The organism is Mesorhizobium sp. M1A.F.Ca.IN.020.04.1.1 (genome assembly GCF_003997315.1).
Lineage (GTDB): Bacteria > Pseudomonadota > Alphaproteobacteria > Rhizobiales > Rhizobiaceae > Mesorhizobium.
This window is the reverse complement of sequence record NZ_RZSN01000191.1, coordinates 1-10448: the sequence shown is the minus strand read 5'-3', so window position 1 is coordinate 10448 and position 10448 is coordinate 1. Positions and strand designations below refer to the sequence as shown.

Below are 10448 nucleotides of genomic sequence, written 5' to 3'. Positions count from 1 at the left end.
GATCGCATTGGCGCCCCGCGTGATCGCGCGCGCCATCCTGAAATTGGGAGAAACGGCATGACCGTTCATGACATGAAACACGCAGGCTCCGACAGCGCGCGCCTCGAAGCGGTGGGCGGGCGCCTGTCGCGCGTCGACGGCCCGGCCAAGATCACCGGCGCCGCGCGTTACGCGTTCGAACAGCACCTCGAAGGCCTGACCCATGCGGTACTGGTCGGCGCGACGATTGCCGCCGGCAAGGTCACCGGCATCGACACGCGCGCGGCGGAAACCGCGCCAGGCGTGCTCGCGGTGCTGACGCCCGACACCATCATGGACCTGAATTCGGCATCGGACTGGTTCGGCAGACAGCCGTCCGAAGAAACCTATTGCCCGCTCGTCCGCGAGGTCACCTTTTCCGGCCAGCACATTGCTGCCGTCGTGGCCGAGACCTTCGAGCAGGCCGTCGCCGCCGCGGCGCTGGTCAAGGTCAGCTATGACGAGACGCCGGCAGTCGTCGACCTGAGCGACGGCAGCGACGGTATTCCGGTCGACGCCATGACCAAGGAATGGGGCGACGCCGAGGCCGCCTTTGCCGAGGCACCGGTGCGCGTCTGCGCCGCCTACAACACGCCGCGCGAGTTCCAGGCGGCGATGGAGCCGCACGGGCTGATCGCGCGCTGGGAGGGCGACCAGCTCACCATCTGGGAACCGAGCCAGTGGCTCGACGGCATGGCGCGCACCTATGCCGAATGGTTCGGCGTGCCGTTCGAGAATGTGCGGCTGGTGTCGCCCTATATCGGCGGCGGCTTCGGCTCCAAGGCGCTGGCGCTCGCGCACAGCGCGGTGGCGGCGGCAGCGGCAAAGATGCTCGGACGCCCGGTGAAGCTGGTGCTCAACCGCCCGCAGAATTTCACCTCCTATGGCGGCCGCGCCGCGACGCGCCAGACAGTTGCGATCGGCGCCGACAAGGCGGGTCGCATCCAGTCGATCGTGCATCGCGGCGTCAACGAGACGGCGGTCGACGGCATGTGGGTCGAGCCGCTCGGCTCCGTCACCTCGATCATGTATGCGACGCCCAATTTCTCCTCGAAACAGAATGTGGTCAGGGTGAACACGGTGGTGCCGGGGGCGAAGCGCGCGCCGGGCGAGAACCCGAGCGCCTTCGGTATCGAATGCGCCATCGACGAGCTCGCCCATGAGCTCGGTATCGACCCGCTGGAGATGCGGCTGATCAATTATGCCGAGCAGGATTCCCACGCCAAGAAGGCGTGGTCGACAAGGCAGTTGCGCGAGGCCTTTGCCGCCGGCGCGGAAGCCTTCGGCTGGGCCAAGCGTTCGCGTGAGCCGCGCTCGATGCGCGACGGCCACCAGCTCATCGGCTGGGGCGTCGCGGCCGGCACCTATCCGGTTCGGCGCGCCTATGGCGAGGCTGTGGTGAAGCTCCTGGCCGACGGCTCGGTCGAGGTCGAAAGCTCCTCCATCGACATGGGCCAGGGCACCTACACGATCCTGGCGCAGACCGCGGCCGAGACGCTTGGCGTGCCGGTGGAGAAGGTGTCGGTGAGGCTGGGGGATTCCCATTTCGCCCGCGCCGGCGTCACCGGCGGCTCGCGGCTTGCCGGGGTCATGACCGGCGCCGTCTACAAGGCGGCGGGCCAGGCGCTGGACGAGCTGATCGGGCTGGCGCTCTCCGATCCGCGCTCGCCCTTCCATGGGCTGCAAGCGAACACGCTGCAAGTGAAGGGTGGCCGCATCGCCTCGCCGCGCGGTGACGGCCCGGAGTTCTCGATCGCCGAGCTGATGCGCGCCCTCGGTCGCGAAAAGATCGAGGCCAAGGGCGACACTGTCCCGGCCAGCTTCACGCCGGAGCAGCGCTACAACAACTACACTACCATCGCCATGGCGCTGCCACACACCGAGGGCGATTATTCCCGCCACTCCTGGTGCGCGCATTTCGTCGAGGTGCGCGTCGACGAGGATTTTGGAACGGTGCGCGTGTCGCGCGTCGTGTCGGCGCTCGATTCCGGCCGGCTCTACAACCCCAAGCTGGCGGAGAGCCAGTGGAAGGGCGGCATCATCATGGGTATCGGCCAGGCGCTGCTGGAAGAAGGCATCGTCGACCGCCGCCATGGCCGGATCGTCAACGGCAATCTCGCCGACTACATGCTGCCGACCAATGCCGACATCCCGGATATCCAGACGATCTCGGTCGGCATCCCCGACCCGCATTCCTCGGCGCTGGGCGGCAAGGGCGTCGGCGAGCTCGGCATCGTCGGCGTCGCTCCGGCGATTGCCAACGCGGTGTTCCACGCGACGGGGAAGCGGGTGCGGGACCTGCCGATTACGCTGGAGAAGTTGATTTAGCGCCGGCCTTGTCTCCCCCCTCGAGGGGGAGATGTCGCCGAAGGCGACAGAGGGGGTCGCCGCGCGTGGGGCGCCAACCTACAACCGTCGCAATAGGCCGAGTCCAGTCGGACCGACCCCCTCTGCCCTGCCGGGCATCTCCGCCTCGAGGGGGAGATCACTTGCCCTGGCTCTGGCCCTTCAAAAACTGGCTGAGCAGATCCATCGGCAGCGGGAAGACCACCGTCGATGAGCGCTCGCCGGCGATGTCGTGCAGGGCCTCGAAATAGCGCAGCTGCATGGCCTGCGGTTCGGCCGCCAGCATGCGGCCGGCCTCGACCAGCTTGGCCGCCGCCTGCTGCTCGCCGTCGGCGTTGATGACCTTGGCGCGCCGCAGCCGCTCGGCCTCTGCCTGCTTGGCGATGGCCCGGACCATGCTCTCATTCAGGTCGACATGCTTGATCTCGACATTGGAGACCTTGATGCCCCAGGCGTCGGTGCGCTGGTCGAGGATGTCCTGGATGTCGCTGTTGAGCTTGTCGCGCTCGGCCAGCATCTCGTCCAGCTCGTGCTTGCCGAGCACCGAGCGCAGCGTGGTCTGCGCCAGCTGGTTGGTGGCGGTCATGAAATCCTCGACCTGGATGATCGCCCGCTCGGCGTCGACGATGCGGAAATAGAGCACCGCGTTGACCTTGACCGAGACATTGTCGCGCGAGATGACGTCCTGCGGCGGCACGTCCTGCACCACAACGCGCAGGTCCACGCGCACCATCTGCTGGATGAAGGGAACGAGCAGGATGAGGCCGGGCCCCTTGACCCCGGTGAAGCGGCCGAGCGTGAAGACCACGCCCCGCTCATATTCCCTCAGGATGCGGATCGCCGCCGACAGGAACATGATCACCAGCAGCGCGAGGATCAGATAGGCGACATAGCCGAGCGTCATCGTTTTGCTCCGTCGTTTCCCGCTCCGTTGTGACCTGCACCACGCCGCCGCACCGTCAGCACGAGATCGCTGACGGCGGTCACCTCAGCACGATCTCCGGGCGCGATCGGCTCCTCGGCCTTGGCGCGCCAGCGCTCGCCGAGCGCCAGCACATGACCTTCTCCGCCTTCCCAGTCGAGAACGTTCACGGAAAGACCGTGCATGGCCCCGCCGCCGACGCGCGGCGGATTGCGGCGCGCCGCCCAAAGATAGCTGCCGGCCAGCAGCGCGAGGCCCAGCGTCAGCGCCGCGGCGGGGCCGATGACCGCCCACGATATGGCGAAGCCCGGCCCCTCGACCTTGAGCAGCATGGCCGCGCCGAGCAGGAAGGCGGCCGCGCCGCCGACACCCAGCACCACTGTCGGACTGAAAGCCTCGACGATGAGGAAGGCGACGCCGAGCAGCATCAGGGCGAGACCGGTATAGTTGATCGGCAAGAGATCGAGCGCGTAGAGGCCGAGTACGAGGCAGATGGCGCCAATGACGCCAGGCGCCACCGCACCTGGGCTCGTGACCTCGAAGACGATGCCGTAGAAGCCGATCAGCATCAGGAGGACGGCAACGTTCGGATCGGTGATGACCGCGAGAAGCCGGATGAACCAGCCGGGATCCAGGACCTCGACGGCCAGGCCCTTCGTCGCCAGCACCTCTTTCTTGCCGGCCACGTCGACGGTGCGGCCGTCGGCGAGCTGCAGCAGCTCCGCCGTGTCACGGGCGACGAAGTCGATGACATGTTGCTGCAGCGCCGCACCTGCCGAGAGGCTCGCCGCCTCGCGAACCGCCTTCTCGCCCCAGTCGCCATTGCGCCCGCGCAGTTCGGCGAGGGAGCGGATTAGCGCCACCGCGTCGTTGGTCGCCTTGGCCGTCATCGGGTCCCCGGCTGGCTTCCCGGTGTCCTTGTCGTCCTTCTCACCGCCGGGAAGCGAGGGCAGCCCGCCGATCTCGACCGGAGTCGCGGCGCCCAGATTGGTGCCGGGCGCCATCGCCGCGACATGGGTCGAGTAAAGGATATAGGTTCCGGCGCTCGCCGCATGACCGCCGGCGGGCGCGACATAGCCGATGACGGGAACGGGGGACGCCAGGATATCGGCGATCATCTCGCGCATCGACGTGACGAGGCCGCCGGGCGTGTCGAGCTGAAGGATGAGAGCCCCGGCGTTGCGCTCGGCCGCGGTCTTGAGCGCTTCCTTGAGCTGGCGCGAACTCGCCGGACCGATGGCGCCGTCAATCGCGATGCTCAAGGCCATCCTCTCCCCCGCGGTTTCGGCCGAGGAGAAGGGGAAAACCGCCGCGGCGGCCATGAAAGCCGCTGCCAGAAGGGCCACCCGCGCGAGTTTCACGCCTCAAAGCTCCTTGGGATTCAATATGGGGTTGTGCCGGGGCAAGTCCAATGACGGCAGCGGAGCGGGTAATTTCCCTCCTCACGATTCCACGGCAATTTCGACGTCGCCTCCAACGCTGGCTCCCTCGCCCGTACGTCATTGTCCCCATCGACGGCGCGAATGAACGCGTTCGCAACAATGGAGACGAGAATGACGACGATGGATCGTTTGCAGTACGAAACCGACCGCACAGGCTTCAACCTGTTCGGCTCTGCCCGCCGCGGTTTGCGGCTGGCCTATCACGCCATGCGGATGCGCAGCGATCGCGCCGCGCTGCGCGCCATGCCGGACTATTTGCTCAAGGACATGGGCATCAGCCGCTCGCAGATCGAGCACTACACGTCCACGCGCGCCGCGCTCGCCGCAGCCGGCAGGACGGACGCCTGAAGCGGATGAACGAGTGCATCGGCGGCCGGCCGCAAGGCTGGTGAAAACCCCGGCTCGCCGGGGTTTTCGCGTTCCGGCGCGAAGCATTGCCCGCATTGGAACCGGTCGCGGGCTGCCCGCCGAAATGAAACGGCCGATGCAATTTCCACGGTGGGCGTATCAGAAATTCCACGCTGCCATCCACTCTCGTTCAAACGCATCGGCGTCAGAAAGGAGCCGTCACGGCAACCAAGCCGCAAAGCAACCTTCGGAGTAGTCACATGCAACCCAACACCAAACCTGCCCGCGTTCCGCTCAACGGCGTCGACACACCGAACCTTCTGGCGACCATCAATTTCGTCGCCGGTCAGCCGGAGCTGGCGAAGTTCCAGTTCCGCGCCCACAACGAATGGATCGAAGGCACCCACAGCAAGAGCGTCATGCATGGCTTCCACGGTGCCGGCCAGGAGCAGAAGCACGAGAAGCCCTTCTATGCCGACAGCGACCATCCGGCGATCCTGTGCGGCGCCGACAACGCCCCGACCCCTGTCGAGTGGCTGCTGCATGGGCTGGCGAGCTGCCTGATGGCGGGGCTCGCCAACATCGCCGCCGCGCGCGGCATCAAGCTCACCAGCGTGAAGTGCTCGGTCGACGGCGACATCGACCTGCGCGGCATCCTCGGCATCTCGGACGAGGTCCGCAACGGCTTCCAGAACATCCAGGTGTCGTTCGAGGTCGAGGGCGACGCGCCGGCCGAGAAGCTCGAGCAGCTGGTCGAGCAGGCCCGCGCACGCTCGGCCGTGTTCGACGTGCTGACCAACGGCGTGCCGGTCACGGTCGGCATCAAGACCATCCAGTGACCTAAAGCGCGTCGCCCTGAAAACGGATTCAGGCGACGCGCTTTAGATCTTTGTTTTGACGCATGTCGTTGTTCCAGAACCGCTGCACACTTCTGGGCGACATGCGTTAGCTGAAGCGACGGTTCGGAGAAATCCGGACCGTCTCTCCCCAGGGCCTCGGAACAGAGCCATGAAACATGCTGACGTCGTCATCATCGGCGGCGGGCAGGCCGGGCTTGCGCTCAGCCATTGCCTTGGCCGCGCCGGAATCGACCATGTCGTGCTGGAGCGCGGCCGCATCGGCGAGCGCTGGCGCACGCAGAGCTGGCGATCGCTAAGGCTGTTGACGCCGAACTGGCTGAACGGCCTGCCCGGCTCGCCCTATGACGGCCCGGACCCCGACGGCTTCAGGACAAAGGACGTGTTCGTCCATGATCTCGAAACCTATGCAAGCCGCTGGCAGGTGCCGGTGGAATGCAACGTCGAGGTCACCTCCTGCAGGCGGACCGGCGGCGGCTTCGCGCTCGCCACCGGCGCCGGCGACTGGTTGGCCAGGGTCGTAGTGGTGGCGACGGGGCATTGCGACCGGCCGATGATGCCCTTTGTGTCGGAGACCAGAGGCGGACCGCTGAATATCCACGCTTCAGAATATCGTTCCCCTGGCGAGTTGCCGCCCGGCGGGGTGCTGATCGTCGGTGCCTCATCTTCCGGCGTGCAGATCGCCGACGAGCTCGCGCGCGCCGGCCGGCGTGTGATCCTGTCCGTCGGCAAGCATACGCGCCTGCCGAGACTGTGGCGCGGCAAGGACATCTTCTTCTGGCTCTGCCAGATGGGCGTGATGGCCCAGCCGCTCGACGGACTCGCCAACCCGGAGAGCGCCAGGCGGCAGCCCTCGCTGCAACTCGTCGGACGACCGGACAAGGCCGATGTCGACCTTGCCACGCTGCAGGCGCTCGGCGTCGAGCTCACCGGCCGCGTGCGCGGCATAGCCAACCGCGAGATCGCCTTTGCCGACGATCTTGCCGCGCAGATCGCGGCGGCGGACGCGAAGCAGGGGCGGCTGCTTGCCGAGATCGACCGCTTCGCCGGCGCCGCGCGGCCCGGCCGGCGCGAGCCGGTGCCGGTGCCCTCTGCGCGCCGCCAGCGGCTTTCGCTGTCGGAGGGGGCGACCGGCACGGTGATCTGGGCGACGGGCTATGCCCGCTCGTTCGACTGGCTGGAGCCGTCGGCGGTCGGGCCGGATGGCGAGCTGGCGCACCGCGGCGGGATCACCAGCGTTCCCGGACTCTACGCGCTCGGCTTCCGCTTCCTGCGCAAGCGCGATTCCAACTTCATCGGCGGCGCCGGCGTCGACGCGCAAGCGATCGCCGCCGAGGTCTCCATCTATCTCGACCGCAAAGGTCGCCAAGCCGCCTGAGAGGCCGCCGTGAGGACACCGGAGATGCCAACGACCGCGATTTCCCTGCCGCCCACGCCCAAGCGCGCCCATTACGACGCCATCATCGTCGGTGCGCGCTGCGCCGGGGCCTCGACGGCGCTGCTGCTTGCCCGCGCCGGCCTGACGGTGCTGGCGATCGAGCGCCGGCCCTACGGCTCAGACACGCTGTCGACGCACGCGCTGATGCGGCCCGCCGTGCTGCAGCTGTCGCGCTGGGGCCTGCTCAAACCGCTCCTCAGGGCCGGCACGCCGCTGATCGAGACAACGACGTTCCACTATGGCGACGAGGAGATCACCATTCTGCTCAATGCCGGGCCCGATCTTCCCGGGCTGATCGCGCCTAGGCGCACCGTGCTCGACCGCATGCTCGTCGATGCCGCGCGCAAGGCCGGCGCCGAGTTCCTGCACGACGTGGCGGTCGGCGACCTCTTTGCCGACACGCGCGGACGCGTGCGCGGCGTCGAGATCCGCGGCGCCGGCCGCGCGGCCTTACGTTTAAGCGCCGACATCGTGATCGGCGCCGACGGCATCGGCTCCACGGTGGCGAAATGCTGCGACGCGCAAGTGCTCAGAAGAGGCACGGTCTCGGCTGCCCATGTTTATGGCTACGCGCCGGTCGAACCCGGCGCCGGCTATCACTGGTATTTCCGCGACGGCATCGCCGGCTCCCTCATTCCGACCAATGCCGGGCTGGCCTGCATCGTCGCTTCGGTGCCGACCAAGCTGTTCGACGAGCGCTTCCGCCTTGATCATTTCCGCGCCCGCATGGAGGTGCTCGAGGCGCTTTCGCCGGCACTGGCCGAACAGGCGAGCCGGGCGCCCGACGATGCCCGCCTGCAGGCTTTCCGCGGCGTGCCGGGCTACATCCGCCACGCTCACGGACCAGGCTGGGCGCTGGTCGGCGATGCCGGCTTCTTCCGCGACCCGCTCACCTCGCACGGCATTGCCGACGCGCTGCGCGATGCCGAGGGCTTGGCGCGGGCGATCCTGGACGGATCGGAGGCAGCCTTCGCGACCTGGCAGCAGGAGCGCGATCTCTTCGCCCATCAGATCCTCGACACCACTGACGCCATTGCCGGCTTCGACTGGTCGCTGGCCGATATCGGCGAGCGGCATCGCCGCTTCAGCGCGGTGATGAAGGCCGAGGTTCGGGCGCTCGCCGCACACGCGATCCCGGTCCGCCGCGCCGTGCCCGCCATGAGCGGGCTGGCGACTTATCGAGAGCCGGCAAACAAGGACGAACCGCAGGCAATGGCGGGCTCGAGCCTCTATCGCAACCGAACGGGAGTAAGACCATGACCGTACATTTGATGAAGGACGGGTGGATAGGCGTCATCAAGGGGCGGCCGCAGGTCGGCGCCGTCGCCGAGCGTTCGCGGCGCACGCAACCGCAGGATATCGACGCCTTCGCGGAGATGACCGGCGACCGCAATCCGCTGCATTACGACAAGGCGTTGGCCGAGGCCTCGGTGTTCGGCAAGCTCATCGTGCAGGGCGGCGTCACCTCCGGCATCCTGAACGCGGTGGTCGCGGAGGACCTTCCCGGGCCCGGCTCGGTGTTCCTCGAAGTCTCCTGGAAATTCGTCAAGGCGGTCGGTGTCGGCGAACTGATCACCGGCCGCGTCGAGGTCAAGGACGTGCGCGCCGACAAGCCGATCACGAAATTGGAGACCTCGGTGCGCAACGAGGCCGGCGAGCTTTGTCTCACCGGCACCGCGACGGTGTTCACCGTGCCGCTCGCCGGGGGCGAGGCGGACAAATGATCGCCGGCAACGGTTCGGCCCGGCTTTCGGTTCCCGAGCCGGGCCGATAGCCGTCAATAGTCGGTGTCGCTTTCGACGGTGACCGGACGACGGTGGTAGCGGTGATGACGCTCGACTGAGCTCGTGACGACGACGGCGTCCGAGCGGTGATGGCGATGCCAGGCGCGGCGGCCGTTGTCATAGAATGCGACGGTGCCGTGATGGCGGTGATGAAGGCGGTGGCCTTCCTCATTGATGACGATGGCGGGACGGTGATGGTAATGGTGCCTGTGATGCGTCGTGATGACCACATCGGCCTCGGCGGCGGATGCGACGGCGGGTGCCGCGACGCAAAGCGCCAACGCTGCGAGAAGCACTGTTTTCATTGCAATATTCCTGGTTGGTGGAGCGTCCCTTCGCCGGATAAACCCCTGCCGGGCTGTTTGGTTCCGGCCTGGATCGGGCTGCCCGGCAGCAACGCAGCGAAGGTCATTTCGGGCGTTCGCGCCGCAGCGCAACATATCTGAGGTAAGTGCCCGCCGCGGCGTCGCAGGCGCGTCGCGACGGTCCGTTCGCGATCAACATGGCCTTGGCAAGCTTGTCGGAGAGCCCGTATTTGCTGGCGAAGGACGCTGTTTCATAGGGCTGGTCTTCCAGATCGTCCGCGAGTCCGTCGGTCATATATAGCCTCCCGATGCAATGGCGCGTCAGAAATGCGGAAGCATGACTTAGGTTGCGGCGGTCGATCCTCTTCTTTGCTTTCCGGACTTCAATCCGACGGCGCTTCGGACGGTTGGCCGATGAGTGGAACGAACGCTCTTGGTCGCCGTTTGCCGGCAAGCAATTCGCCGATGGGAGGATAAATGGAAGACCCTACCAACAGTGTCCTGGAGGCTCGCTGGCTGCTTGCCGTGCCGGCCTCGATGGTCCTCACCGTGCTGATAGCCGGGTTCCTGCTTTCATAGCGTCGCCCATGAATCGGCTCCTCTTCATCGTCGCCGATTTTCTGTCTAGGCCGCCCGGCTTCTATGCGATGGTTATCGCGATGGTTGCGTGCACCTTGCTCGTACCCTTCGGACTTACCAACACGGTGACCTATGCCCTGTCGGCAGCGGCCATCATCATCACGGGGATCGTGCTTATCCAGGGGTACCGGGACACGGCGGCCATCCACGCCAAACTCGACGAGATCGTGATCGCGCTGCGGCAGACACGCAATGACGTGGTTGGGCTCGAGCATGCGGACACGCAAGAGATCAAGTCGAAGCTGGTCGAGCTGGAGCGCGAAGCGGAAGCCGGCTCGGCCGAGGCGGCATCGCAGAACGAGACGAATGAGGCCGGTGCCGCAGCGGGCGGGGGGCGTTGGGGTAGCTG

10 protein-coding genes and 1 pseudogene are annotated in these 10448 nt (G+C 66.9%); 7 read left to right on the top strand and 4 right to left on the bottom strand.

Annotated features, from left to right (window positions below; genetic code table 11):
- The first annotated feature begins 57 nt into the window (after positions 1-57).
- Positions 58-2346, top strand: coding sequence for a xanthine dehydrogenase family protein molybdopterin-binding subunit (locus EOA49_RS26990; RefSeq protein ID WP_127240729.1), 2289 nt, complete (start codon positions 58-60; stop codon positions 2344-2346).
- A 157-nt stretch (positions 2347-2503) separates the two neighbouring features.
- On the opposite strand, the gene EOA49_RS26985 is transcribed toward EOA49_RS26990, so the two are convergent.
- Both EOA49_RS26985 and EOA49_RS26980 read right to left on the bottom strand, forming a co-directional pair.
- Positions 2504-3268 carry a slipin family protein gene (locus EOA49_RS26985; protein WP_095801424.1) on the bottom strand — a complete coding sequence of 255 codons (765 nt, stop codon included), beginning with the start codon at positions 3266-3268 and terminating at the stop codon, positions 2504-2506.
- A complete protein-coding gene (locus tag EOA49_RS26980) occupies positions 3265-4647 on the bottom strand; it encodes a nodulation protein NfeD (protein ID WP_127240730.1) in 1383 nt (460 codons plus the stop codon). The genes EOA49_RS26985 and EOA49_RS26980 overlap by 4 nt, the downstream gene beginning before the upstream one ends.
- Positions 4648-4839: 192 nt before the next feature.
- Between EOA49_RS26980 and EOA49_RS26975 the strand changes: the two genes are divergently transcribed.
- The 5 genes from EOA49_RS26975 to EOA49_RS26955 all read left to right on the top strand — a co-directional run bounded on the left by EOA49_RS26975 (position 4840) and on the right by EOA49_RS26955 (position 9095).
- On the top strand, positions 4840-5076 hold the full coding sequence (locus EOA49_RS26975) for a DUF1127 domain-containing protein (protein WP_164746786.1): 237 nt from the start codon (positions 4840-4842) through the stop codon (positions 5074-5076).
- Positions 5077-5336: 260 nt separating this feature from the next.
- Positions 5337-5915, top strand: coding sequence for an OsmC family protein (locus tag EOA49_RS26970; RefSeq protein ID WP_095801426.1), 579 nt, complete (start codon positions 5337-5339; stop codon positions 5913-5915).
- 169 nt (positions 5916-6084) lie between these two features.
- The gene (locus EOA49_RS26965) at positions 6085-7311 is read left to right on the top strand and encodes an NAD(P)/FAD-dependent oxidoreductase (RefSeq protein ID WP_127240732.1); all 1227 of its coding nucleotides are present in this window, start codon (positions 6085-6087) and stop codon (positions 7309-7311) included.
- 24 nt (positions 7312-7335) lie between these two features.
- Entirely contained in the window at positions 7336-8631 is a 1296-nt protein-coding gene (locus tag EOA49_RS26960) for an NAD(P)/FAD-dependent oxidoreductase (RefSeq protein WP_127240733.1), read from the top strand.
- Positions 8628-9095 carry a MaoC family dehydratase gene (locus tag EOA49_RS26955; RefSeq protein WP_082953788.1) on the top strand — a complete coding sequence of 156 codons (468 nt, stop codon included), beginning with the start codon at positions 8628-8630 and terminating at the stop codon, positions 9093-9095. The genes EOA49_RS26960 and EOA49_RS26955 overlap by 4 nt, the downstream gene beginning before the upstream one ends.
- A 53-nt stretch (positions 9096-9148) precedes the next feature.
- Here the strand turns inward: EOA49_RS26955 and EOA49_RS26950 are convergent, their stop codons facing one another.
- Both EOA49_RS26950 and EOA49_RS26945 read right to left on the bottom strand, forming a co-directional pair.
- The gene (locus EOA49_RS26950; protein ID WP_067322386.1) at positions 9149-9460 is read right to left on the bottom strand and encodes a hypothetical protein; all 312 of its coding nucleotides are present in this window, start codon (positions 9458-9460) and stop codon (positions 9149-9151) included.
- A 103-nt stretch (positions 9461-9563) separates the two neighbouring features.
- Positions 9564-9755: a hypothetical protein gene (locus EOA49_RS26945; protein ID WP_067322383.1), complete on the bottom strand. Its 192-nt coding sequence runs from the start codon at positions 9753-9755 to the stop codon at positions 9564-9566.
- A gap of 292 nt (positions 9756-10047) precedes the next feature.
- Here EOA49_RS26945 and EOA49_RS26940 point away from each other — a divergent pair.
- A pseudogene (locus tag EOA49_RS26940) lies at positions 10048-10365 on the top strand (low affinity iron permease family protein); the annotation flags it as partial.
- Between the last annotated feature and the right edge of the window lie 83 nt (positions 10366-10448).